We start from the raw sequence: 203 nt of genomic DNA, 5'->3' as shown, positions 1-203 counted from the left end.
GGTGTCGCCGGTTTCCGTCTCGTTCCGCTCCCCGCTTTCGCCTCCTCGCGGATGGCGATGCGGTCCTCGAGCAGCTTGTTGTAGATGAATCGGGCGCAGCCGATCGTCCGGACCAGGAACTCGGCCTGTGCCGGCGTCGGGTGGAGCCTGTATTTATAGCCTTTCAGCATGTCCGTCCCTCCTCCCTCCAGAAGATCGTGATG

The 203-nt window shown here is 62.6% G+C and carries 1 protein-coding gene; it reads right to left on the bottom strand.

The window, feature by feature from the left end; all coding sequences use genetic code 11:
• A partial coding sequence (locus KNP00_RS14205) for a helix-turn-helix domain-containing protein (protein WP_215146322.1) occupies positions 1-170 on the bottom strand: 170 nt, incomplete at its 3' end.
• Positions 171-203 lie beyond the last annotated feature (33 nt).

The organism is Exiguobacterium qingdaonense (genome assembly GCF_018617855.1).
GTDB classification, from domain to species: Bacteria; Bacillota; Bacilli; order Exiguobacteriales; family Exiguobacteriaceae; genus Exiguobacterium; species Exiguobacterium qingdaonense.
Note: the sequence above shows the minus strand (reverse complement) of the source record. Positions and strands in the feature narration are given on the sequence as shown.